The organism is Bradyrhizobium sp. YR681, assembly GCF_000282615.1.
In the GTDB taxonomy this organism is placed as follows: Bacteria; Pseudomonadota; Alphaproteobacteria; order Rhizobiales; family Xanthobacteraceae; genus Bradyrhizobium.
In genome coordinates this window covers 1-21,663 of sequence record NZ_AKIY01000222.1, presented here as the reverse complement: position 1 = coordinate 21,663, position 21,663 = coordinate 1, and the positions used below count along the sequence as shown (strand labels likewise).

The following is a 21,663-nucleotide window of genomic DNA, read 5'->3' as shown; positions in this document are numbered from 1 at the left end:
CCCCGCCGATCGGCTTGCACCGCTGGTGCCGAAACCGATCGAACGGCGCATCGGCGATGCGTCCGAGGTCCAGGTGAAGACCATCTTCGGCCGCGCCTCCTGCAATGATCCGGCCGGTCAGGCGGCCTTTTCCAAGCTGGTCAACCGCCTGCGCGACGCCGCCGGCCTCGACGACGATGCCATGACGGCGGGCGTGCTGCCGAGCGCGATTCCGAATGCATTCGCGCTGCCGGGCGGCAAGGTCTATGTGCTGAACGCCCTGATCGACAAGGCCGAAAGCCCCGACGAGCTCGCCGGCATCCTCGCCCACGAGCTCGGCCATCTCAAGCATCACGACAACATGCGCGGCCTGATCTACAACGGTGGCACCTCGTTCCTGATCGGCCTGTTGTTCGGCGACGTCACCGGCTCGTCCGCCGTGATCTTCGCCTCGCGCAGCGTGGTCGAGGCCTCCTATTCGCGCGAGGCCGAGACCGCCGCCGATACGTTTGCCATCGACATCATGCACGCACTCGGCCGCTCGCCGAAGCCCGCGGCCGAGCTGATGTTCCGGATCACCGGCAAGGAAGGCGGCTCCGGCTTCACCATCCTCGCCAGCCATCCGCTGACGGAAGATCGCCTTGCCCGCATGACCAAGGAAGATCGCCCCGCCAGCGGCCCGCCGCTGCTGACGGACACGGAATGGCAGGCGCTGAAGGGAATTTGCGGCAGCGGGAAGATCTGATCGCCATGCAGCTCAGGCCCGGCAATCTCGTCAAACACAGGAGCGGCGGCCCGATCATGGTCGTTGACCGCGAGGTGTCTCATTCGTCCAACGAACCGCTCGTCAGTTGCTCTTGGGTCGAAGCTGGTCAACGGCACTCTGCGTCCTTCAAGGAGGACTCGCTCCAGGCGGTCAACGGCGACGGCTCGCCTCGGGACTACGAGGCGGAGACGTAACCCGTCTCTTACCGCGTCCCGTAAGCGCGATCACCGGCATCGCCGAGGCCCGGGAGGATAAAGCCGTTCTCGTCGAGACCTTCGTCCACCGCGGCGGTCCAGACCGGCACGTCCGGATGCAAACCGCGCAGCCGCTCCAGACCTTCCGGCGCCGCGATCAGGCAGGCAAGACGAATGTCCTTGGCGCCGCGCTCCTTCAGCCGGTCAATGGCGGCCACGGCGGTGTTGGCGGTTGCGACGACAGGCGTCACCACGATGGCCAGGCGCTCGCTCAGATCGGACGGCGATTTGAAGAAATACTCGACCGCGGCAAAACTCTCGGGCTCGCGATAGAGCCCGATATGGGCGACGCGCGCGGTCGGCACCAGGTCCATCATGCCGTCGACGAAGGTGGTGCCGGCGCGCAGCATCGGCACGAACACAAGCTTCTTGCCGGCGATTTTTGCCGAGTGCATCGTCGCCAGCGGCGTCTCGATCATTGTATCGGCGAGCGGCAGGTCGCGCGTCACCTCGTAGCAGAGCAGCATGCCGATCTCCTTGATCAGCTCGCGGAACGACTTTGTCGAGATCGACTTGTCGCGGACCAGCGTCAGCTTGTGCTGCACCAGCGGATGATCGACGATCGTGACGCCTTCCATGATCGGATGCCTTTCTTCCTTCTCCCCTTGTGGGAGAAGGTGGCGCGAAGCGCCGGATGAGGGGTCTGCTTCCACGAAATCCAATGAGAGATGTGTCTGCGGAGACAACCCCTCACCCGCCTCGCTTCGCGAGGCACCCTCTCCCACAAGGGGAGAGGGTTAGAAAACCGTACCGTCGCTGATCACCTTGAGCGGCGGCGAACCATCGGGGCGGCGCGCAAAGGCGATGGCGCGGCCTGCGGCCCAGGTCCCGCCTTCCAGAATGCTGGCGAGCGGCAATGTCTCCGGCGTGCGGCCGAGCTTTGCGCGAACCAGTTCGGCGAGCCGGTCCAGCAACGCAACGGTGAGCGCGCGCCACTCCACGACGAGCAGCGAATCCACCGCGTGCGCGTGGTCTGCATCAGCGGCGTCGCGCAGGCGCAGCACCTCGTGATCGACGAACAGGCCGCCATTGCGGTATTCGGCAAGCCCGGTCAGGCCGTCGATGTCGGTCACCGTGAGGCCGGCGCGCTGGAGCGGCTCGATCAGCGAATAGCTCAGCCATTGCGACAGCTTGTGCAGCGGCACGAGGCCTGCCGTTGCGTCGTTCGCCTTGATGGCCGGATGGCGCCAGCAATCGCCGAGCGGAACGCCCGCAAGCTCCAGCCGTGAGGGCCAGATCGGGCCGAACTGGTTCAGCACCTCCGACAGGATGGCGGGCGCGCTGATCGCGCCACGCACAGCCTGCGCGGCAAGACGATCGAACAGGCCGCCGGGCCGGGGTGTGTCGCGCGTGCCGAACATCTCCGCGCGATCCTTCATCAGCCGGCCGAGCCGTTGCAGCAGATCGTTGCGTCCGTCGAGACCGAGCAGCGGGTTGCTGTCCGTCACTTGAAACGCCGATGTGAGCGCGGCGAGCGGCAGCCTTGCGAGCGCGTCCGCATCGACCCTGAAGGGCGCGCGTGGATCGCCGGAGAAGAGGCCGCTGGCGAACATGTCGAGGCTCGCAATCGCAAGCCCCTCGGAGCGGCCGATGGCTTCTCCCGTGACGGCATCCCGGTATCGCCACGCCGCCCCCGCGCCGGCATCGAGCAGCACGCTCACGATCGCAAGGTCGAACTCCGCCCGCGCCCGCGGGGCGCGGTCCGGCCATGATGCGGCATCCGCCAGCCGCGCCCAGCGGTCGACGCCGCCAAGCACAAAATGCCGCCAGCGCGCGTGGAAGGGCACCTCCAGCGTCGGATAGGCCTTTCGCGTCACCGCGAGCACGGCCTCCGCAACGCCGTCCATGCGATCCAGATCGATCGTGAAGTGACTCAAGCCGCCGGCAAGGCCGATCTCGAGCATTGTCGCGGCACGCGCGCGCACCGCTCCTGCGCTGAGCAGGGAGCGGGCCTGTTGTTCCAAAGCATCCGCCATCGCGCGATCAGTATTTTTCCAGCGAGCGCCCGACCACGCCGTCGACATCCTTCTCCGGCGCGATGTCGGTCGTGTAATAGCCGGCCGCCTTCTTCGCGGCGATCTCGACATGGGCATCGGCGGGAATGAGCTCGAGCGGAATCGGCACGCGCTCGACGATGTCGATGCCCTGCGAGGTCAGCGCGTCGTATTTCATGTCGCTCATCGACAGGAAACGGTCGATGCGCTTCAGCCCGAGCCAGTGGATCGTATCCGGCATCAATTGCTGGAAGCGCGCGTCCTGGACGCCGGCGACGCATTCGGTGCGCTCGAAATAGGCCGCGGCCGCATCGCCGTCCTCCTGGCGCTTGCGCGCGTTGTAGACCAGGAATTTGGTGACCTCGCCGAGCGCGCGGCCTTCCTTGCGGTTGTAGACGACGAGCCCGAGCCCGCCCTCCTGCGCGCCGCGCGCGGATTCCTCGATGCCGTGGATGAGATAGGGCCGGCAGGTGCAGATGTCGGAGCCGAACACGTCGGAGCCGTTGCACTCGTCATGCACACGGCAGGTGATCTTGGTGCGATGGTCCGGCAGTTTTGTCACGTCGCCGAACATGTAGACCGTGGTGCCGCCGATCGGCGGCAAAAACACCTTCAGGTCCGGGCGCGTGACGAGCTCGGGGAACATGCCGGCGGTCTGCTCGAACAGTGTACGGCGCAGCTCGGTCTCGTTGGTTTGGAAGCGTTCGGCAAGGCCCGGCAGATACCAGACCGGATCGATCGCGATCTTGACCACCGAGACGCTGCCATTGGCATGCACGACCTCGCCGTCGGCGCGCAGCCGCTTGGCCGCCAGCGCTTCGCGAATTTCAGGCAGGTCCAGCCGCGCCCGCGTGATCGCGATGCTCGGGCGGATGTCGATGCCCTCGGCGATATCCTTGCCGAAGTTCTCGGCAACGAGATGCCCCCAGGGATCGAGTGCGACGATCTTGGCGGGATCGCGCCACTGCTCGAACGGCCCGATGGTCGCCGCCGGAAACGTGTTGGTGAGATCGGGCCGGCGGATCGGATCGAGCGCGCCGGCGGAGACCGCGAGCGCGCGGTACATCGCATAGGAGCCGCCATGGCTGCCGATCACGTTGCGATCGCCGGCGCGCGACACCGTGCCGATGATCGGCCCGCGGGCGCGCGCGTCAGCTGCGCCCCAATGGATCGGGAAGGCGGCCTTCCGGCCCGGCTCCGGATGGGAGGTCAGGCGGATGTGATCGGTACGGTTCGCGCGGCTCATGTCCAGGCTCCCAAAAAGCCAACGGCCCGCCGCTCGGACGGGCCTGGCTCACTTGCGCTGCCAATGCCGGGCACCGGCGGCGCGAGCTCAATCCAACATATTGTAGCGGCCCGCGACGACAGACAAGTTAATCGTGCCGCACGGCGCGGGCGATCGTGGCCAAATTCCCGTCATCGACCGGCAGGTCCGGCTCGCCCACATGTTCAGCCCTCGCGCCGGCCGAACCTTGCCATGCGATCGGCGTGATCTCTCTAAGGGTTTGAAATAGTTTTATTTTTTGTGTTTTCAAGAGGGGCGGCGCGGAAGGGCACACCTAGCGGGAGCCAAGGCTGGACCAGACCCGCATAATCAGACAAATCGTAGAGATCGCCTATCGCCCGGAGACTGCCATGCCGACCGCCAGCTACATCGACCCCCGCAACGGACAGCTCTATCCGCTGGACCAGCCGCGCTGGTGCTCGGACGAGCGTACGCCGCTGCTGGTGACGCCGGGGGCGGGGATCTCGCGCACGGACATCGACAGCCGGACGCGCTCGCTCTGGCGCTACCGGGCGGCGCTGCCGGTCGAGATCGCAAAGCCGATCACGCTCGGCGAAGGCTGCACGCCGCTGGTGCAGCAGGATTGGGGCGATTTGCGTCCGTTCTTCAAGCTGGAATGGTTCAACCCGACCGGGAGCTTCAAGGACCGCGGCTCGGCGGTGATGCTGTCGTTCCTGCGCCAGATCGGCGTCGATGCAATACTGGAAGACTCCTCCGGCAATGGCGGCTCGTCGATGGCGGGGATAGGCGCCGCTGGCGGCATGCGCGTGAAAATTCTGGCGCCGGCCTCGACGTCGCCCGCAAAAATCGCGCAGGTGCGTGCCTATGGCGCGACGGTGCAGCTCGTCGAGGGGCCGCGCGAGGAGTCGGAAGCCGAAGCCATCCGCCAGTCCAGCCAGACGTTTTACGCCAGCCACAATTGGCAGCCGTTCTTCCTCGAAGGCACCAAATCGCTCGCCTATGAAATCTGGGAAGACCTCGGCTTTCGCGCGCCCGACAACGTCATCGTCCCCGTCGGCGCCGGCAGCAGCCTGCTCGGCTGCGCCTTCGGCTTCCGCGAGTTGTTGAAGGCGGGGCAGATCGCAAAACTGCCGCGCCTGTTCGCGGCGCAGCCACAAAACTGCTCGCCGATCGATGCGAGCTTCAAGGCGGGCGTCGATACGCCTGTTGCGCGCGAGGTGAACAAAACCATCGCCGAAGGCACGGCGATCAAGAATCCGCTGCGCCTGCGCGAGATCATCGCCGCTCTGCGCGAGAGCGGCGGCGGCACCGTTGCACTCACCGAGGACGAGATCGTCGCCGCGTTGCGGCGCCTCGCGCGCCAGGGCCTGTTCGCCGAGCCGACCAGCGCTAGTGCTGCTGCCGCGCTGGAGAAACTCTCCGCCGCCGGTGCGATCAAGGCGAACGAGACCACGGTCGCCGTCCTCACCGGCACCGGCCTGAAGGCGGCGACCACTGTCGCCGATCTCGTGCAGTAGGGCCGGCGCTCGCGATGACGATGTGCAAGCTGCGAGCGCTTATGTCTGACCGTCATCCTGAGGTGGCCGCTTCTTCAGCGGCCCTCGAAGGACGACGGCCCGGCTGCATCTCGGCCGTACATCCTTCGAGGCTCCCGACGCGATGCTTTTGCATCGCGCCGCTCGCACCTCAGGATGACGGATCACCTAATCCTTCAGATCATTCACCCGCTTCACCCACGTCCTGACATCCGCGAGCACCGCGGGCAGCGCCACCTTGACCTCGGCCACGGTCATGCCGGGCTTGATGCGGGGATCGTAGAGCAAATTGAGGATGTACTGGTCGTAGACGTCGAAATAGCCCATCGAGACGTTGTCGTTGAACATCGTCCACGGCACGCTCGCGGTGTCGTTGATCGGCCCGAGCGATTGCAGCAGCTCCTCATAGGCGCAGTCGAGGAAGGTGAAGTCGCCGTTGTCGACGGTGAGGATGACGTCGGAATGCTCGATCTCGAAATTGTCGTTCTTGCGGAAGCCGGACAGGCATTGCGGATCGAGCGAGGTGCGGATCTCGCGCGCCTTCTCCGCGCCGTAGAAGCTGGAGATGGTGCGAAACAGATCGCGGTCGCGCACCAGCTTCACCCGCACGTTTGCGGCTTCGCTGGTGTCGATCATGGCGATGTCGAGATGCTGCACGCGCTTGCCGATGTCGGCGACGACCTTGGCGAGCTGCGCCTTGCGGTCGGCGCGGTCGCTCTCGGCGAACACGCGCACCGGCCCGTCGAACTTGCGGATGCGGTCGACGCGGCCGGCGAGATGGTACTCGGCGCCGAACGCGGTCTTGAGGAAGCCCTCGACGATCTCGCCGTCGGTAAAGCTCTTCTTCTCGCTTCGCTGGCGCGAAGCGATCGCGGGCAGTTCGCCCGCGGCGGCCATGGTAGCGGTGTCAGGCACGGATGTGAGCGCTGCGAGCGCCAGCAAGGCGAAGCGGAAGGCAGCCGAGGGCTGGTTCAGTGCACTCATCGTCGCCCGACGCTGCCGTATTCGCGCCGCGCGCACAAGTCCGCATATTCACGCGCCCTGCGGGTTCCAGCGGTTCGAGGGCGGTGCCGTAGGGTGGGCAAAGGCGCGAAGCGCCGTGCCCACCATCTTTCTCAATCATGGGCGGAAGGTGGGCACGCTGCGCTTTGCCCACCCTACGGCAGTTTGCGCTCTAGTTGTTCAGCACCACCACTGTGGTGCCGACCCCGACGCGGCCGTAGAGGTCGCTGACGTCGTCATTGGTCATGCGGAAGCAGCCGGAGGACACCGCCTGGCCGATCGTCTCCGGCTCGTTGGAGCCGTGGATGCGGTAGAGCGTCGAGCCGAGATACATGGCGCGGGCGCCGAGTGGGTTCTCGATGCCGCCCTTCATGTGACGCGGCAAATCGGGCCGGCGGGCCAGCATCTGCGACGGCGGCGTCCAGTCCGGCCATTCCTTCTTGGCGGTGATCTTGTGCACCCCGCCCCAGCGGAAGCCGTCGCGGCCGACGCCGATGCCGTAGCGCAGCGCCTGGCCGTTCTGGAGCACCAGATACAGCCGGCGTTCGGTGGTGTTCACCACGATGGTGCCGGGGGCGTAGTTGCCGGAATAGTTGACGGTGGTGCGGGGGATTGGGCTGGAGCCGCCGCGGAAGAAGTTCGGGCCGCCGCCCATGATGTCACGCGAGTCGAACTCTTCGGCGAGCGCGCCGCCCAAGGAGGCCGACAGCAATGCGATGGCGGCAATCGGCGCGGCAAAAAACCGGATCATTGTTTCCCCCAGCAAAAAATCGATTCAACAGAGGTCACAGGCCATATTTACGGGCTTTTCGCAAGCCACGGCCCCGTGAGGGACCTCATCGTTAATGAATGCCGTTACCAAATCGGCAACTGCGCCAAATTGCTGGAAACCGTTAGCCAAACCAAGGCGTCGCCATGCGGAGCAGGGCCGCGATGCCGCCTATTGCTTTGACGAGACGAGCGAACAATGATTGATCGAACGGATCGCAGGACATAACCGGTTGCGGGAGCAAGAAGAATGAACGGTGCGGAAAGCCTGGTGCGGACGATGGTCAACGGTGGGGTGGATGTCTGCTTCACCAACCCGGGCACCTCCGAGATGCATTTTGTCGCAGCGCTGGATCGCGTCCCGGGCATGCGCTGTGTGCTCGGCCTGTTCGAGGGCGTGGTGACGGGCGCGGCCGACGGCTATTACCGCATGAAGGGTACGCCGGCCTCGACCCTGCTGCATCTCGGCCCCGGTCTCGCCAATGGTCTTGCCAATTTGCACAACGCCAAGAAGGCGAATTCCGGCATCGTCAACATCGTCGGCCAGCATGCCGTCTACCACATCGAATACAATGCGCCGCTGACCTCCGACATCGAGGGCCTGGCCCGGCCGATGTCGTCCTGGGTCCGCACCTCGCCGAACTCCAAATCGGTTGCCGCTGACGGCGCCGCGGCGATCGCCGCCGCCAAGAGCGCGCCCGGGCAGATCGCGACATTGATCCTGCCCGCCGACACCGCCTGGAACGAGGCCGACGGCATCGCCGAGGTGCCGGCTGAGCAGCAGCGCGCCAGCTACTCGCCCCAGGCAGTCGAGCAGGCCGCAAAGATCCTGCACGGCGACGGCGAGGGCACGCTGCTGCTGATGACCGGCAGCGCCTTGAGTGAAGAGGGCCTGGCGCTGGCCGAGCGCATCGCGAGCAAGACCGGCTGCACCGTGATGGGCCCGACATTCCGCCCCAGGATGGCGCGCGGCCGTGGCCGCTTCTCGATCGACCGCATCCATTATGTCATCGACCAGGCGCTGCCGATGCTGGCGAAGTTCCGTCACATCGTGCTGGTCGAGTCCGACGATCCCGTGGCGTTCTTCGCCTATCCGAACAAGCCGAGCATCCTCAAGCCCGAGGGCTGCGATGTGCATCGCATGACCGCCTGGGGCGAGAATTCGGTCGCCGCGCTCGAAGCGCTTGCCGGCGCCGTGAAGGCCAGCGCCAAGGACGTCAAGCCGCAAGCCTTGCAGGAATTGGTTAAGCCGACCGGCGCGCTCACCCACGCCTCGATCGCGCAGGCGATTGCCTACGCGATCCCCGAGAACGCGATCATGGTGGACGAGTCCCTCACCACCGGCCGCGCCTTCTTCCCGCCGACGGCTGCCGCCGCCCCGCACGACTGGCTCCAGAACATGGGCGGCTCGATCGGCTTCTCGACGCCGCTGTCGATCGGCGCCGCGATCGCCTGTCCGGACCGCAAGGTGATCACCATGGTCGGCGACGGCAGCGCGATGTACACGATCCAGTCGCTGTGGACGCAGGCGCGCGAGAACCTCAACATCGTCACCATCGTGTTCGCCAACCGCATCTACCAGATCCTGCGCGGCGAGTTCGACAATGTCGGCGCCGGCGAGCCCGGCCAGCGCGCCAACGACATGCTCCGTCTCGACCGTCCAACGCTCGATTTCGTCGCGCTGGCCAAGGGCATGGGCGTGCCCGGCCGCGCCGTCACCAATGCGGACGAGTTCAACAAGGCGCTGGCCGAAGCCGTCGCCGAGCCCGGGCCGCGGCTGATCGAAGTCCAGATGTAAGGTCTGGCCGAGCTCACCGCGAATTCCGGCCCGTAGCCCGGATGGAGCCAACGGGTCGGCGCAAAGCGCCGCCCGATGACAGGCTCCGCGTAATCCGGGACATCGTGCGTCTTGCGAGAACCCCGGATTGCGCTACGCTCCATCCGGGCTACTTATTTTTGCTAACTCTCGCGTGCGCGTGGGCCCGGAGGCACGATGCAGACCGAGCTGAACAAGGTGATCGCGGCGCTCAGGGACTTCTACGCCCACGAAGGTTTCTTGTTCGAGAAGGACGTCGGAGAGCGCGCGGTGACGCATCGCTTCGCCGTCTATCTGGAGCGGCAGTTTTCGGGCTGGTCGGTCGACTGCAATTACGACCGGCTCGGCGAGCGCACGCTGCATCTGCCGCACGGCACCATCATCTCGACCGACGATCATCTGGGCAAGTCGATCTATCCCGATGTCGTCGTGCATCAGCGCGAGATCCCGAACAATCTGCTCAGCGTCGAGATCCGCAAGGCGAGCAATCACACGCCCGTCGAACACGACCGGCACAAGCTGCGGGCACTGACCGATCCGCATGTCTGGTTCGCCTACTGGATCGGCGTGCTGCTGGTGCTGGACAAGCACAGCGTCACGACGTCGGAGGTCTATGTCAGCGGCTTGCTCGATCAGCCGCTGTCGCTCTGGTTCGCATCGCGGCTTGCGGAGAGCGGGTTGGGGGCCGCGCGGTAGGGCGTGTGCTCATAAACGTCGAGTTTCGGGGCAAGCAGAAGTCTAGCCGCCTGGTCAGCATCAACTGCTCATGATCGGGAGCAGAATTCGTCTGCTCGACCCTCTGATTCACCGTTGATACAGTCGTCGCACGCGCGCATTTCAGACTGGAGGGCTCACCATGGATACCCCAGACCCAGTGACTGCGGAACTTTTCATGAAGTATGACTATGCGGAGACGAAAGATCTTCTAAAGACCTTCATAACGCTCATCTCTGCAACGCTGGTCGTATCGATAACCTTTTCCGAGAAGATTGTCGGGATCAGAGATACCTCGTCGAGGGTAAGAGAAACTCTAATATGGTCGTGGAGTCTCTTGGTCGCAGCGTTGATCTGTGCGGGAGTTGCGTTGGCTTTTATCGCTGCTGCGGCAGGGAAAGTAATTTATGAGAGGATACCGATCTTTGATTGGCATTATGGCTTCCTCGCGTTGATATCCTGGAGTTTTGTGCTTTTGGCTGGCGGAGCCTTCATTGCGGCTCTCATCACGATGATTATTGCTGGAGCGCGATCAGCGGGCGGTGGCAATGCAGCGGCAGGTGCAAACGCCCAAGGCCAGCATGATCTCATGTCGGTCTCAAAGTCGCCTCCCGAGGGCAAACCGGAAGCGACTAGCTTATGAGGATGGGCCCCTGGAGTTGGCTGATGTTGGCGGGCTCCGCCCTTGATCGGCCTGCACTGGTCCCTTAGGCACTTTTTCTCTCAACCGTATATCGGACAGCAGTAATCCTCTCGCGGCCAACGCGCATTTGCAACGCGGTTCCATTGCCGTGAGCCCGGTCGAAGAGCATCTATTGGGTACTCTTTCATGGCGGCGAGCCAGGCGACGTTCCAGCGAACGGAACGCGCGCGGCTTGCCGTGCTTTAATGGGGATTCCCGCCGTGCGCTTCGTTCGATCTCTTCGCTTTCTCGCCGCGTCCGTTCTGGCCGCATCCGTCATCGTGGGTGCGAGCGGTGCGAGCGCAGGTGTTTGGCCGAACCGTACCATCAAGCTGATTGTGCCGTTTCCTCCCGGGGGCGCAGCTGATACCGTCGCACGCGTCTACGCAGACAAGCTGAGCGAAGCGCTCAAGCAGCCCGTCGTGATCGAGAACAAGGCGGGCGCAGGCACCGCGATTGCAGCCGAAGCCGTCGCTGCCGCGGACCCCGATGGCTACACCTTGTCCCTCGCTCCCGCCGGCCAGCTCACCATCTTGCCGCATATCAACAAGGAGATCAGGTACGATCCCTTCAGGAGCTTCGTGCCGGTGTCGAACCTGGCCACGGTCCCCTATGTGCTCGCAGCCAGCCCGGACACGCCTGTTACGAAGGCGAGGGACCTCATCGCTGCGGCGAACAGAGAACCTGGCAAATTCACCTACTCGTCCTGCGGTCCCGGAACGCTGTGCCATCTCAGTGGCGAACTCTTCCAGCGCCAGACCGGCACGAAGCTTCTGCATGTGCCGTTTAAGGGCAGCGCCCCGGCGGTCAACGCCCTGCTGGGCAACGTCGTCAATCTGTCGTTCGACACGCTCACCGTGCTCGCGCCTCAGATCCGCGACGGCAAGATCAAGGGTCTTCTCGTCACCAGCCGCGAGCGCTCGTCACAGCTACCCGACGTCCCCACTGCAGCCGAGGCCGGCGTGTCGGACTTCGTCGTCGATTCCTGGTTTGGCCTGGTCGCGCCCGCAGGGACCCCGGCCGACATCATCCAACGTTTGAATGCCGAGGTCGTACGCATCGGAGCCCAACCCGATGTTCGAGCTCGCCTGGAGGCCCAGGGATTAATCGTCACCACGTCAACGCCCGAGGGGTTTGCGGAGACCATCAAGGCCGACTACGGCCGCTGGGGCAAGGTGATCAAGGATTCGGGCGTAGAGGTGTTTTGAAGACCGGCTTGAGCTAGCCAACGCGCGATGACAAAAGGCCGCTCGCACGACGCGAGCGGCCTCTGCATCATCGTCCGTCAGCCGCTCAGTGCAGCGGTTCGCCCTGGCCGAGCGCGTAGGCCACGAGATCCTTCAGCGCGAAGCTGGAGCCGGTCACCGGCGTCCATTGCGGGTCTTGCGACAGCACCGAGGAATTGTCGCCGTACATCATGCCGAGGAAGACTTCGGCGACGATGCGACCGCCGACCGGTCCGAGCTGCGGCGTCTTGACGGTGGCGGGTCCGCCGGTCGCGGGGATCGGGACGTCGGCCGGGAAGTGCCGGGCTTCGGCGAGGATGTAGGTCCAGAGCGGGCAATTGCCGGCAAATACGCCGTTGGCGATGGTCGTGATCTTGACCTGCGGATCGCCCGGGCCGGGCTCGTCGACGGCCTTGCCGATGATGATCTGGTCGTCGGTCAGCGGCGTCACGTTCATCGCCCTGGCGACGGCCTGGCCCGAGGGCAGGCCGAGCCGCCAGCCGCGCTCGAGATTGCGTAGCGCCAGCGACGCCGGATTGGACGCGACCTCCGGGGGCAGCTTGCGCAGCGGGTCGACCAGCGAGCTATCGATGCGATAGGCGAACTGCAGCCGCTTTTTGTTGTCGGGATTGGTGTCGTCGTCCTCGACGCCATAGGGGCGCGTATCCAGGTCGATGAAACGGCCCCAGTCCATGGCGCGTCCCGGGCCCATGGCGCGGAAGCCGGTCAGCGCGTTCTTGTCGGGATTGTGCGGGTCGGGGAAGATCTGGAGCAGCATGTTGGCCGCATCGTTCAGCCGGTAGCCGGGGCGGATCATGGAGTGACCGAGCCGGTAGGCCGCGACCGAGAACTCGACCGGCATGAACGGATAGGTCTTCCAGTGGTAATAGGCGAGCTTGCTGCGGTCGTAGCTGCCGTCGGTCTTCAACGCGTTCAGCACGCCCTCGTTGACGATGCGGGGCAGGAAGTCGTTCAGCACGACGTATTGATAGTGGAAGCGGACGCGCTGCTGCACCTCCTCGAACGACAGGCTGTCATTGTCGTCGACCATGCGGTTGTGAAAGCGCAGCATCAACGCCTGGAACTGCGAGACGATGCTGTTCTCGTCGTTGCGGGGGTCGCCGATCAGCGCGCGGCCCTTGAAGCGCGGCAGGTCGTGGGCCTCGGCGACGCCCGCGCCGGTCAGCTTCTCGCCGAGGCGGAATTTGTTGCCGTCATACATGTAAGGCTGGTCGTTCGGACCGCGGCCGTAGACATTGTCCAGATCGAACGACGGGGTGCGGAAGTCGACGAGCCCGTCGGGATCCTGTTGCTTGGTCAGCGAACTCACCGGATCGAAGGTGATGTCGTGGTCGATGAACTGGCCGAAATAGGTGTAGAGCGACGGGATCCCGCTCTCCTCTGCGTCCGGTCCGTCCTTCGGCCCGTCGAAGTCGGCGACCATCTTGTCGGCGAGCGCAGAAAGGTTGGCGAAGTTGTCGGAATCTTTCGCGCCGAATTTTGCCGGCGCAAGCTTGCGGAACATGCGGCCGAAGCGGCCCTGGGACAGCGGCGAACGCGTGACGTTCAATCCGCGCGGCGTAACAGCGTGTCGACTGCTCATTGAAATCACCTCCGGAAAAAATGGACGGAAAGTTACGACGGGCAACAACTAAATCTAAAGTTGTTCGTAATAAAATATGCAGGCGACGCTAGATCAGGCGATCGGGCGCCACAAGCGAACTGCTTCACACATCGCGCGACGTTACTGTCGTTCCGGGAGGGAGCATTGCCGGCAAGCTGCGGCTGCGCTTTGCTAATTTTTCCCGGTGGGATGACGGATAACATTCTCGTCATCGATGGGTGCAAGCGGCCTCGAGCCGTATTGCTTCGCCGAACAGTGGGCGAGGGCAAATTTTCACGTCAGAAGCCCTCACGTTAAAACGTGCGGCTCCAAAAGTACCGCGGCGCGCGACGTGCGCGCGCCGCGACGTCGTCAGTAGTTGCGCTGCTGCGAGAACGCGTAGCGCGGGTTGACGCCGCAATAGGCCGAGGTGCCGGAGGCGGTGGCCTGGCACTGCTGATAGCTCGCGAACTGGCAGTTGCCGGGATAGCCCCAGATGCGGCCTTGCAGGCAATATCTGTCGTTTGCGGCGTGCGCCTGGGCTGCCGGGACAGTCGCGGCGATCAAGGCTGCGAACGATGCGAGCGTGAGGATGGTGCGACGCATTTCAGTCTCCTTGGTGAGAGCAGTTGAAGGAATGGTTAGCTGTGGAACACCAGCTCGATCCGCGTGTTCCGGGACGTGGCCGACACTTTGTCGTGCTCGTCTTGGTGTCGGCTGTGGCGACGGCGTTCGACATGCGCCTATGATGAAGCAAGCTGCGGCGAGCTATGTGATCTCCGCCACAGTAGGCCGCCGGGTTCGCGTCTATCGTGCGCAGACTTGCACGTGCCGATCCCGGAAGCCCACGCTTCGCCATATTCGGATCAGGCTATTTTGGAGGTTTTGATGCAAAGGTCATATTTGCTGGCTGCGACAGCAGCGCTGGCGCTTCTCATGCAGACACCGCTCGCGCAGGCGCAGAGCGCGCCAGCCGCCGGCGCGACCCCTGCGCCCGCGGCGACGACCACCGCGCCGCCTGCGACGACCGCGCCGAGCGCAGCTCCAGACGCGCCATCCGACGCCAAGAAGAGCGCGTCGAAAAAGCCGGCGAAGAAAAAGATGACACGGCAGCAGGAGATCGATCATTCGGTCGACAGCGGCACCGTTCCCGCGCGTTACCGCAGTTCGGTGCCCAAGCAGTACCAGCAATATATTCCGTTCGAGAAGCAGTGACGGATCGCATGGCGGCCCGGCGCGACGAGGCGTCGCGCCGCCATGCTGCCAGAAACTGCCCCTGGCCGGGCGGAATCGGGCGATACAACCCTTGTGGCGGTCGATGCGAGCGGTGCTAGAGTAGGCCGAAGCCCGGGGGGAGTAATGAGTGACGACGTGAAGGATGCTGGCCTTGTGGCCATGATCAGCAGCATCCTGGGAGGCAACAAGCGCGCGGACAGCATTACGCCGCCGCCGCTCGCAGAGGTTCCGCCAACCGCACCGTCGAACGGATTTGAAGCGGTTGCCGCGCCCATCCCCGAAGCGACACCGATCCAGCGCGAGGATGCGCCCGGCACGGCGCCGGCGGCCGCCCCGGTCGAGCCGCCCGCAAAAATCGCCACGACGGCGGACGGCAAGCGGCTGCTGCCGGCGGAAGCGATCGCCGATCTCGTGCTCGGCGAATTGCGCAAGATGGAAGATTTTCCGGCGACCGGCGCCTCGGTCACGGTCTATGGTTACCGGCACTGGAACGCGATGATCACCTTCGCGCCGTTTTCGACCAGTTTCCACAACGCGACGCGGTTCCGCCAGGCCATGCCGGACCTCGTCTTCAAGCTCCGTCGTTTCGTCGAACTTGAGATATAATCCGGAGCAATCGGCGGCGCGCAGCGTCGCTCCCCCAAGTTCGACAGGATTCCAGAATTGAGCGTCGCCTTTACCAAGGAAGAAAGCGCCGAGACCGCGTCCGAGACGCTGCTGCCGGATCGCCCGATCTCGCCCCATCCGAACCTCGTGACCGAAGCAGGACTTCAAGCCTTGCAGGCGCAGCTTCAGCAGGCGCGCCAAGCCTATGAAGCCGCGCAACGCATCGAGGACGTCAACGAGAAGCGCCGGCAGTCGGCGGTGCCCCTGCGCGACGCCCGTTATCTGACCGAGCGGCTGCGCACCGCGCAGGTGATTTCGAATCCGGAGACCACCGATATCGTCGCCTTCGGCAGCACGGTGACCTTCAGCCGCCCTGACGGCCGCGTGCAGACCTATCGCATCGTCGGCGAGGACGAAGCGGATCCGAAGGCGGGATCGATCTCGTTCGTCGCGCCGGTCGCGAAGTCGCTGATGGGGAAGGCCGTCGGCGACGTCGTGGGCGCAGGCGCGCAGGAGATCGAGATCTTGTCGATTGCGTAGGATGGTCCTCGCTGTGTCCGTGAAGCAAGGCGCGATGGCTCGATGAGACGGTTTCTGTCGGGCGCCTTGCCGTTCTACGCGCTGGCGGGCCTCGCCATGTGCATGTATCTCGTCCTGTACAAGACTGACCTGTTCGACCTGAACAGGATCGTCCAGGAGGCGACCGGTTCAGCGTGGTTTCCGGTCTTCATGTTCGTCTGCGTGCTGCTGGAGTCGGTCTTCCCGTATTTCGGCTATTTTCCCGGAACCGCCCTGATCCTGATGTCCGTGGCACTCAATCCGAAGCCTGCGGACGTCTCCGTTTTCATCGTGGCGTGGCTCGCCATCATCGTGGGCGCCGTCCTGAGCTACGGACAGGCTCGTTTTTTCAGGCCGCTGTTGCAGCGGGTTGCCTCACGAGCGGCGCTGAACCGTTGCGAGTCCCTGCTCGACGCCTACGGCCCCTACGCGCGCATCGCCTTGTTCGTCCATCCCAACGCCTGCGCGATGTACTTTACGGCCCTCGGACTGCTCGGCCGGAGCCTGTCGCGCGAGCTCGCCTATCTCAGCGTGGGCGCAGCGGCCTCCGTGGGCATTCTGTTCGTCGTGGTGACGAGACTGGTGTCGTCCGTCGGCCCGACCGATGACGGCGAATTACAGGTGCTGCTGGCGGCAGCCCTGGTCGCGATCGGAACGCTGGTCGGGCTGTATGCGGCCTTGCGGCCGGCGCCAGCGGCTTGAGGCTCGATGTCGCCCCGACGGCCAGGAAGTGGAATTCGGAAAATTCGTAACCCGTTGATCCGACTGAAGTCGGCTACTGTGCATGGGGTTGTTTTCGGGGTTTTGACGGAGCGAGCAAGACGCCCCGGTCCGTCTACGCTCATCGAGCTGCGCCGGACACGCTTCGCCGTCATTGGGCGTGGCTGCGCCACGCGAAGCCTTTTGGCGAAGCGTGGTGGGCGCACAAGGGATCGAACCTTGGACCTCTCCCGTGTGAAGGGAACGCTCTCCCGCTGAGCTATGCGCCCGGGACCATCATGCAGGCGGCCGGACTTTCGGCCGGCCGGCGCATTGGAGCCCGCGATTTAGAAGTGCGAGCCGGAGGTGTCAAGTTTGAAGGCCGCTCGGGGACCGAAAACCTTCCGTCCCCTGTCATTCGCGGGGAAACCGGGTTTCGGCCGGCTTACGCGCCCTGCTGGCGGGCGCGGGAGGCGTGGGCCTGGAGCGCCCGGATGCGTTCGGCCAGCGTTCCGCCGCCCTCGGGCAGGCTGGGCGCGACCGCGCCATTGGTGGCGGCGTCGTTGGCCGGGCGCGGGGCCGGCTTCGGCGGCTGGCCGGCCTCGGCCGCAAGCAGCGCCTCGATCGGCGAGTTCGGGCCCTCGAGCTGCATCGCGAGCTTTGCGACTTCGGCGGCGATGTCGTTGATGCGCTCGCGCAAGAGCGCGTTCTCCATCCGCTCGGTCGCCCAGGAGCTTTCGGCCTGCTGCTGGATCGCGTTGATGTCGCGCTGGAGTTTTGCGCGCTCGTCGCGGGCGGTGCCGAGCTGTTCCTCCAGCGCGGCCTTTTCGGCGCGGAGCGTCTCGAAGGCGGCCGACGACTTGCCGCCGCTCAAGGCCGCGATCTCGACGCGCAGCTCCTTGATGATGCGCTCGGAGCTCTCACTGGTCTGGCGAAGCTGGTTGTTCTCATAGTCGCGCTCGGCGAGCAGCTTGCCCTGGGTGGCAAGGCGGCCCTCGAGGTCGGAGACGCGGCCCGAGAGCATCTCGGCCTCTTTGACCTGCACGATGAGCTGGCGATCGAGGTCGGTGACGCGCTGGCTCAGATTCTCGACACGGCCGCGGGCATCGCCGAGCTCGCGGGTGGCGGTCTCGGATTCGGTCCGCTCCTGCGCCAGCCGCGCCTGCGTCGCGACGAACTCCTTCTCGGCATCGCCGACGCGGTTCTTGAGCTCTTCGATCTGCGCGCGCACCGCGACCAGCTCGACCTGGCGGCTCTCGGCCATCATCGAGCGGTCGGAGAGTTCCGAGTTGATCCTGGCAAGCTCGCCCTGCTTGTCGGTCAACGCGATCTCGGCCTCGCGCAAGGATGCGGTCTTGGCGGCGAATTCCTCTTCGGTGGCGCGGAGCTGCTCCTTCACCGCCTTCTCGCGCGCCTCCAGCGCGAAGATCGTGGCGTTCTTCTCGCCGAGCTCGATCTTCATGCGGTTGATGGCATCGCTCTTCTTGCCGAGCTCGGCGAGCTGGCTCGTGGTCTTGTTCTTGAGCTGCTCGACGCTCATCTCCAGCCGGCGCGCCGACATGGCGAATTCGGCGCGGAGCTGGTCCTTGTCGGCCTGGATCTCGGCCATCGACAGCGGGGTCGCGGCCTCGAGCCGGCGCGTGGTCAGGCGCACCGCGCGGTTATGCACCAGCGGCACGATGGCAAGCCCGCACAGCATCGAGAGCAGGAAACCGATCGCCAGGTACATGATCGGTTCGACCATGGGCCAGAACTCCCAAAGCTAAGGAAAAATTTACCAACGACAATGCATGGCGGGCCGGCAAAAAGCCAGCCCCGCCCTGTTGTTAACGTGAATCCGGAAATGAACCGGGGACGACGGACTAGAATGGGTTCCAGGTCGCGCGCGGCGTAAACTTGAGGTAGCCGATATTGGCACCCAGCCTCAGGCCCAGGCCCGAGCGGATCGGCACCAGCACGATGTTGTTGGCGGTGAGCGCCGTCATGCCAAAGCCGCCGATGATATAGGCCGAGCCGTCGAGGCCGGCGAAGCGCTGGTAGATCGCGTTGGTGGCGGGCAGGTTGTAGACCAGCGTCATGGTGCGTGCGCCGTCGCCGCCCCAGTCGAAGCCGAGCGAGGGACCCTGCCAGTAGACGCGGAGGTCGCCGGCGTTCTTGGTGTAGAGCGTGCCTTCGCCGTAGCGCAGGCCGGCGACGAAGGCGCCGGAGCCTTCCTCACCGAGGATGTAACCGTTCGGCAGGCCCCATTGGCTGACCGCCTTCTCGATGATCGAGGCGAGCCCGCGTGAGACGTTGCCGAAGAAGCGGTGGCCGGCGGTGACGAGCTCGTCCGGCCCGTAGGTGTTGGGTGTCGGGGTCCGCTGCGGCGGCGGCAGATTGGGCGGCGGCGCCTGCTGGGCGGCTGCCGGCACGATCCAGCCGACCATCGCGGCGAGCGCGAGCGCAGCAAGGCGTGATGCGAAAGTCATAAAAGAACCCCTGGTATCGAATCCGGTCGCTTCCTTAACCTGACGCCAACAGGCACGGCCCTAGGTTGCGCCGGATGTCCCCTCGACTCGGATGTTATCCGCAGCAACTATGACGGCACAACGGCAGGAAGATAGCCCTTTGCGCCCCGGAATTGCCTTGATCGGCCGCCTCGTCTGCCTGCTGGCGGGCATTTGGCTGACCTGCTCTTGGTTGCCGGTCCAGGCTGCCACCACCGAGCGGATCGTCGTCAACCGGTTCTCGGGCGTCGCCATCGAGGGCTTCGACCCCGTCGCCTATTTCGTCGATGGCGCGGCCATGCAGGGCACAGCCGAGTTCGAGGCCAACCTCTGGGGCGCGGTCTGGCGCTTCCGCAACGAGGGCAACCGGGCTTCGTTCCTGGCCCATCCCGAGATCTATGGGCCGCAATATGGCGGCTATGACCCCGCCGACATCGCCCGCGGCGTCGTCATCGCCGGCAACCCCCGCTTCTTCGCCATCGTGGCGCAGCGGCTTTATCTGTTCAGCCGGGAAGCCAGTCGCGACGCCTTCGCGGCCAATCCGGAGCGCTTCCTCTACGAGGTCGGCAAGCGCTGGCCGGCGCTTCAGGAGCAGCTCAGTCAGTAGCGGCCTACCGCCTGCGGATCACCCCAGGCGATGAACTCCGGGATGATGAAGCCGGTGTCCTGCCGCTGGCCGAAGATGAGGTCGTCGCCCTTGCCGTCGGTGACCCTGCCGCCGGCCGCGGTCACGACCGCGCAGCCGGCCCCGACGTCCCATTCCGAGGTCGGCCCGAAGCGGGGATAGATGTCGGCGCTGCCTTCCGCGATCCGGCCGAATTTGACCGCCGAGCCGCAGGTCTTTCTCTCGGCATTGGGCCTGTTATCGATGAACGCCTCGCTCCTGGGGTCGCCGTGCGAGCGGCTCACCGCGGCGATCCAGGGCGCGCCCGGCGCCGGCAGCTTGCGGGTGTGGATCGGCGCGGCAGCGCCGATGCTCGCGCCATCAAACGGCACGCGCTCGGCACCGCGGCCGACGATGCCGCGCCAGAGCAGCCCGAGCGCGGGCGCGCTGACGATGCCGAGCAGGGGCACGCCCCGGGTGATGACAGCGAGGTTGACGGTGAATTCGTCACGGCCGGCGACGAACTCCTTGGTGCCGTCGAGCGGGTCGATCAGGAAGAAGCTGTCGCGAAACGGCGGGGCGGCGAGCTGGGTCCGCTCTTCCGACAGCGTCGGGATGTCGCCCGCAAGCTGCGCCAGGCCGTCCGCGATGATGCGGTCGGCCGCAAGGTCGGCCTCGGTCACCGGCGAGCCGTCCTGCTTGCCGTCGACCCGCATCGCCGCGCGGTTGACCGCAAGGATCGCTTCGCCGGCCTTCACGACCAGCGCGGTGAGCGGCGCCATCAAGCGGGAGGCGGCCTCGGCGTCGATCATCCTCACCAGCGTGCCTCATTCATCGGCAAGTCTCTCTCGATTGATTCGCCCGGATTGATTCGATTGGGCCTTTATGGCCGCTTCGAACCTATCGCAAGCTAGCTGCCACAGGCTGGCGAATGTTAGAACCAGCAGCATCCGTCAAGCATGCGTGATTCGCGGCGTCCAGCGCCGTGCAATTCCAGGAACTCTCCAGGACCCCTTTATATGTCTGACGCCTCGTCGCCCGCGACCGTTAATGCCCCCGATATGCTCGAACTCGCCGCGCTGCTCTGCTCGCGGGTTTGCCACGATCTGATCAGCCCCGTCGGCGCCATCGTCAACGGGCTCGAAGTGCTCGACGACGATCCCAAGCCCGAAGACCGCGAGTTCGCGCTCGATCTGATTCGCAAGAGCGCCAAGACGGCCTCCGCCCGCCTCCAGTTCTGCCGTCTCGCCTTCGGCGCGGCCGGCTCGTCCGGCGCCCAGATCGACCTCGGCGATGCCCAGACCATGGCGCGCGGCCATATCGAGGACGGCAAGTGCTCGATCACGTGGAATCTGCCGCGGCTGCTGCTGCCGAAGAACCGCGTCAAGCTGCTGCTCAACATGCTGGTCGTGTCCCAGCACACGATCCCGCGCGGCGGCATGCTGACGATCGATCCGATCGGCGAGGGCGAGACGATGAGCTTCCGCATCACCGCGACCGGGCATAATGCGCGCCTGCCGCAGAACATCTCCGAGCTGCTGAGCGGCGAACGTGGGCCCGCGGCGGATGCGCACGCGATCCAGCCTTATTATACGCGGCTGCTCGCGCAGGCCTGCGGGCTCACCGTGACGCTCAAGCTTGAGGGCGAAGCCGTCATCGTTACCGCTTCGTAAACGGGCGCATCGCGCTTCAGACGTTAATCTATTCTTTACGAGGCGCTTCGGCTTGTCCGGAGCGCCTTATCTCTTTGTTGGTTCCGTTCTTTTCCACATACTCAACCATTATTAAACGCTTTGCGGTGAAGCTGGCCCCATTCCGAAATGGCGCATCACACCTTGTGCGCGCCCTCCCTGTATGAAGGCCTGTTTTCATGGATGATCTGTTGCGGG

23 protein-coding genes and 1 tRNA gene are annotated in these 21,663 nt (G+C 65.0%); 13 read left to right on the top strand and 11 right to left on the bottom strand.

Annotated features, from left to right (window positions below; translation table 11 throughout):
* Positions 1-724: M48 family metallopeptidase (locus tag PMI42_RS23585; protein ID WP_008138698.1), on the top strand; the 724-nt coding region annotated here is incomplete at its 5' end.
* Entirely contained in the window at positions 682-939 is a 258-nt protein-coding gene (locus tag PMI42_RS40280; protein ID WP_008138696.1) for a YodC family protein, read from the top strand. The genes PMI42_RS23585 and PMI42_RS40280, both read left to right, overlap by 43 nt.
* Before the next feature lie 8 nt (positions 940-947).
* Here the strand turns inward: PMI42_RS40280 and upp are convergent, their stop codons facing one another.
* The 3 genes from upp to PMI42_RS23565 all read right to left on the bottom strand — a co-directional run bounded on the left by upp (position 948) and on the right by PMI42_RS23565 (position 4,239).
* The gene (gene upp, locus PMI42_RS23575) at positions 948-1,577 is read right to left on the bottom strand and encodes a uracil phosphoribosyltransferase (protein WP_008138695.1); all 630 of its coding nucleotides are present in this window, start codon (positions 1,575-1,577) and stop codon (positions 948-950) included.
* A 159-nt stretch (positions 1,578-1,736) separates the two neighbouring features.
* Positions 1,737-2,975 (bottom strand): URC4/urg3 family protein, encoded by a 1,239-nt coding sequence (locus PMI42_RS23570; protein ID WP_035966432.1) that lies wholly within the window; start codon positions 2,973-2,975, stop codon positions 1,737-1,739.
* 7 nt (positions 2,976-2,982) lie between these two features.
* Positions 2,983-4,239: a GTP cyclohydrolase II gene (locus tag PMI42_RS23565; RefSeq protein ID WP_008138690.1), complete on the bottom strand. Its 1,257-nt coding sequence runs from the start codon at positions 4,237-4,239 to the stop codon at positions 2,983-2,985.
* A 389-nt stretch (positions 4,240-4,628) separates the two neighbouring features.
* On the opposite strand from PMI42_RS23565, the gene PMI42_RS23560 reads away from it, so the two are divergent.
* Positions 4,629-5,756: a threonine synthase gene (locus PMI42_RS23560; RefSeq protein ID WP_008138688.1), complete on the top strand. Its 1,128-nt coding sequence runs from the start codon at positions 4,629-4,631 to the stop codon at positions 5,754-5,756.
* A 186-nt stretch (positions 5,757-5,942) separates the two neighbouring features.
* Here PMI42_RS23560 and PMI42_RS23555 read toward each other — a convergent pair whose 3' ends face one another.
* Both PMI42_RS23555 and PMI42_RS23550 read right to left on the bottom strand, forming a co-directional pair.
* Positions 5,943-6,758, bottom strand: a complete 816-nt coding sequence (locus PMI42_RS23555) for a DUF2927 domain-containing protein (protein WP_008138687.1) — start codon at positions 6,756-6,758, stop codon at positions 5,943-5,945.
* A 190-nt stretch (positions 6,759-6,948) separates the two neighbouring features.
* Complete coding sequence (locus PMI42_RS23550; protein ID WP_008138685.1) at positions 6,949-7,527, bottom strand: L,D-transpeptidase; 579 nt, start codon at positions 7,525-7,527, stop codon at positions 6,949-6,951.
* Positions 7,528-7,794: 267 nt separating this feature from the next.
* Between PMI42_RS23550 and PMI42_RS23545 the strand changes: the two genes are divergently transcribed.
* The 4 genes from PMI42_RS23545 (at position 7,795) to PMI42_RS23530 (ending at position 11,964) form a co-directional block, all read left to right on the top strand.
* A complete protein-coding gene (locus tag PMI42_RS23545) occupies positions 7,795-9,342 on the top strand; it encodes an acetolactate synthase large subunit (RefSeq protein WP_008138683.1) in 1,548 nt (515 codons plus the stop codon).
* Between the two features lie 195 nt (positions 9,343-9,537).
* The gene (locus PMI42_RS23540) at positions 9,538-10,056 is read left to right on the top strand and encodes a hypothetical protein (RefSeq protein WP_008138680.1); all 519 of its coding nucleotides are present in this window, start codon (positions 9,538-9,540) and stop codon (positions 10,054-10,056) included.
* Positions 10,057-10,216: 160 nt separating this feature from the next.
* Positions 10,217-10,717: a hypothetical protein gene (locus tag PMI42_RS23535; protein ID WP_035966430.1), complete on the top strand. Its 501-nt coding sequence runs from the start codon at positions 10,217-10,219 to the stop codon at positions 10,715-10,717.
* Between the two features lie 260 nt (positions 10,718-10,977).
* A complete protein-coding gene (locus PMI42_RS23530; protein ID WP_157195818.1) occupies positions 10,978-11,964 on the top strand; it encodes a Bug family tripartite tricarboxylate transporter substrate binding protein in 987 nt (328 codons plus the stop codon).
* An 85-nt stretch (positions 11,965-12,049) separates the two neighbouring features.
* On the opposite strand, the gene PMI42_RS23525 is transcribed toward PMI42_RS23530, so the two are convergent.
* Entirely contained in the window at positions 12,050-13,585 is a 1,536-nt protein-coding gene (locus tag PMI42_RS23525; protein WP_008138676.1) for a peroxidase family protein, read from the bottom strand.
* 372 nt (positions 13,586-13,957) lie between these two features.
* Positions 13,958-14,191 (bottom strand): DUF3551 domain-containing protein, encoded by a 234-nt coding sequence (locus PMI42_RS23520; RefSeq protein WP_008138674.1) that lies wholly within the window; start codon positions 14,189-14,191, stop codon positions 13,958-13,960.
* A 282-nt stretch (positions 14,192-14,473) separates the two neighbouring features.
* Here PMI42_RS23520 and PMI42_RS23515 point away from each other — a divergent pair, with 282 nt between their 5' ends.
* From PMI42_RS23515 to PMI42_RS23500, 4 genes are all read left to right on the top strand, one after another.
* Positions 14,474-14,800 carry a hypothetical protein gene (locus PMI42_RS23515; RefSeq protein WP_008138671.1) on the top strand — a complete coding sequence of 109 codons (327 nt, stop codon included), beginning with the start codon at positions 14,474-14,476 and terminating at the stop codon, positions 14,798-14,800.
* A gap of 144 nt (positions 14,801-14,944) precedes the next feature.
* On the top strand, positions 14,945-15,427 hold the full coding sequence (locus tag PMI42_RS23510) for a hypothetical protein (protein ID WP_008138669.1): 483 nt from the start codon (positions 14,945-14,947) through the stop codon (positions 15,425-15,427).
* 57 nt (positions 15,428-15,484) lie between these two features.
* Positions 15,485-15,967, top strand: coding sequence for a transcription elongation factor GreA (gene greA / locus PMI42_RS23505; RefSeq protein ID WP_008138667.1), 483 nt, complete (start codon positions 15,485-15,487; stop codon positions 15,965-15,967).
* 42 nt (positions 15,968-16,009) lie between these two features.
* Positions 16,010-16,687 (top strand): hypothetical protein, encoded by a 678-nt coding sequence (locus PMI42_RS23500; protein ID WP_008138665.1) that lies wholly within the window; start codon positions 16,010-16,012, stop codon positions 16,685-16,687.
* A 212-nt stretch (positions 16,688-16,899) separates the two neighbouring features.
* Here PMI42_RS23500 and PMI42_RS23495 read toward each other — a convergent pair.
* The 3 genes from PMI42_RS23495 to PMI42_RS23485 form a co-directional block, all read right to left on the bottom strand.
* Positions 16,900-16,974, bottom strand: a tRNA-Val gene (locus PMI42_RS23495).
* 155 nt (positions 16,975-17,129) lie between these two features.
* Positions 17,130-18,428, bottom strand: coding sequence for a coiled-coil domain-containing protein (locus PMI42_RS23490; protein WP_008138664.1), 1,299 nt, complete (start codon positions 18,426-18,428; stop codon positions 17,130-17,132).
* Positions 18,429-18,546: 118 nt separating this feature from the next.
* The gene (locus PMI42_RS23485) at positions 18,547-19,152 is read right to left on the bottom strand and encodes a DUF1134 domain-containing protein (RefSeq protein WP_008138663.1); all 606 of its coding nucleotides are present in this window, start codon (positions 19,150-19,152) and stop codon (positions 18,547-18,549) included.
* Between the two features lie 139 nt (positions 19,153-19,291).
* On the opposite strand from PMI42_RS23485, the gene PMI42_RS23480 reads away from it, so the two are divergent.
* Positions 19,292-19,777 carry a YHS domain-containing (seleno)protein gene (locus PMI42_RS23480; protein ID WP_008138661.1) on the top strand — a complete coding sequence of 162 codons (486 nt, stop codon included), beginning with the start codon at positions 19,292-19,294 and terminating at the stop codon, positions 19,775-19,777.
* On the opposite strand, the gene PMI42_RS23475 is transcribed toward PMI42_RS23480, so the two are convergent.
* Positions 19,771-20,586 (bottom strand): 3'(2'),5'-bisphosphate nucleotidase CysQ family protein, encoded by an 816-nt coding sequence (locus PMI42_RS23475; protein WP_085969732.1) that lies wholly within the window; start codon positions 20,584-20,586, stop codon positions 19,771-19,773. The genes PMI42_RS23480 and PMI42_RS23475 overlap by 7 nt on opposite strands.
* 207 nt (positions 20,587-20,793) lie before the next feature.
* Between PMI42_RS23475 and chpT the strand changes: the two genes are divergently transcribed.
* On the top strand, positions 20,794-21,447 hold the full coding sequence (gene chpT, locus PMI42_RS23470; protein ID WP_008138659.1) for a histidine phosphotransferase ChpT: 654 nt from the start codon (positions 20,794-20,796) through the stop codon (positions 21,445-21,447).
* Positions 21,448-21,663: the final 216 nt, after the last annotated feature.

Coding starts and splice junctions, on each gene's coding strand:
- PMI42_RS23500 (WP_008138665.1), top strand. CDS start 16,010: ATGAGACGGTTTCTGTCGGGCGCCTTGCCGTTCTACGCGCTGGCGGGC.
- PMI42_RS40280 (WP_008138696.1), top strand. CDS start 682: ATGGCAGGCGCTGAAGGGAATTTGCGGCAGCGGGAAGATCTGATCGCC.
- PMI42_RS23540 (WP_008138680.1), top strand. CDS start 9,538: ATGCAGACCGAGCTGAACAAGGTGATCGCGGCGCTCAGGGACTTCTAC.
- PMI42_RS23475 (WP_085969732.1), bottom strand. CDS start 20,586: ATGATCGACGCCGAGGCCGCCTCCCGCTTGATGGCGCCGCTCACCGCG.
- upp (WP_008138695.1), bottom strand. CDS start 1,577: ATGGAAGGCGTCACGATCGTCGATCATCCGCTGGTGCAGCACAAGCTG.
- PMI42_RS23560 (WP_008138688.1), top strand. CDS start 4,629: ATGCCGACCGCCAGCTACATCGACCCCCGCAACGGACAGCTCTATCCG.
- PMI42_RS23520 (WP_008138674.1), bottom strand. CDS start 14,191: ATGCGTCGCACCATCCTCACGCTCGCATCGTTCGCAGCCTTGATCGCC.
- PMI42_RS23535 (WP_035966430.1), top strand. CDS start 10,217: ATGGATACCCCAGACCCAGTGACTGCGGAACTTTTCATGAAGTATGAC.
- PMI42_RS23510 (WP_008138669.1), top strand. CDS start 14,945: ATGAGTGACGACGTGAAGGATGCTGGCCTTGTGGCCATGATCAGCAGC.
- PMI42_RS23570 (WP_035966432.1), bottom strand. CDS start 2,975: ATGGCGGATGCTTTGGAACAACAGGCCCGCTCCCTGCTCAGCGCAGGA.
- PMI42_RS23485 (WP_008138663.1), bottom strand. CDS start 19,152: ATGACTTTCGCATCACGCCTTGCTGCGCTCGCGCTCGCCGCGATGGTC.
- PMI42_RS23555 (WP_008138687.1), bottom strand. CDS start 6,758: ATGAGTGCACTGAACCAGCCCTCGGCTGCCTTCCGCTTCGCCTTGCTG.
- PMI42_RS23550 (WP_008138685.1), bottom strand. CDS start 7,527: ATGATCCGGTTTTTTGCCGCGCCGATTGCCGCCATCGCATTGCTGTCG.
- PMI42_RS23545 (WP_008138683.1), top strand. CDS start 7,795: ATGAACGGTGCGGAAAGCCTGGTGCGGACGATGGTCAACGGTGGGGTG.
- PMI42_RS23515 (WP_008138671.1), top strand. CDS start 14,474: ATGCAAAGGTCATATTTGCTGGCTGCGACAGCAGCGCTGGCGCTTCTC.
- chpT (WP_008138659.1), top strand. CDS start 20,794: ATGTCTGACGCCTCGTCGCCCGCGACCGTTAATGCCCCCGATATGCTC.
- PMI42_RS23565 (WP_008138690.1), bottom strand. CDS start 4,239: ATGAGCCGCGCGAACCGTACCGATCACATCCGCCTGACCTCCCATCCG.
- PMI42_RS23490 (WP_008138664.1), bottom strand. CDS start 18,428: ATGGTCGAACCGATCATGTACCTGGCGATCGGTTTCCTGCTCTCGATG.
- PMI42_RS23525 (WP_008138676.1), bottom strand. CDS start 13,585: ATGAGCAGTCGACACGCTGTTACGCCGCGCGGATTGAACGTCACGCGT.